We start from the raw sequence: 251 nt of genomic DNA on the forward strand, positions 1-251 counted from the left end.
CATTAGACGTGACAGTCAATGAACTATTCGAATCTATCTCGTCTTCTGATAAGGAGGAGGAAATAATGGAAATATCTAAAGAACAACAAAAGCAGTTTAATTATCGTAAAAATGAACTTTTTACTATTAAATTAATAACATTTGGTATTATTTTTGTGTTTTTAGGACTATTTGGAATCTTTGTAGGTGAGTTAGAAGGTTTAGAACAAAATATTTACCGCATCATTTGGATTTTCGCTTTATTTTTGAGC

The 251-nt window shown here is 29.1% G+C and carries 1 protein-coding gene; it reads left to right on the forward strand.

The window, feature by feature from the left end; translation table 11 throughout:
• Positions 1-65: 65 nt before the first annotated feature.
• Positions 66-251 (forward strand): hypothetical protein (locus NCS67_RS31840; protein ID WP_502801893.1); only part of this gene is annotated, 186 nt, incomplete at its 3' end.

Source organism: Caballeronia sp. ATUFL_F2_KS9A (genome assembly GCF_023630765.1).
GTDB lineage: Bacteria > Pseudomonadota > Gammaproteobacteria > Burkholderiales > Burkholderiaceae > Caballeronia > Caballeronia zhejiangensis.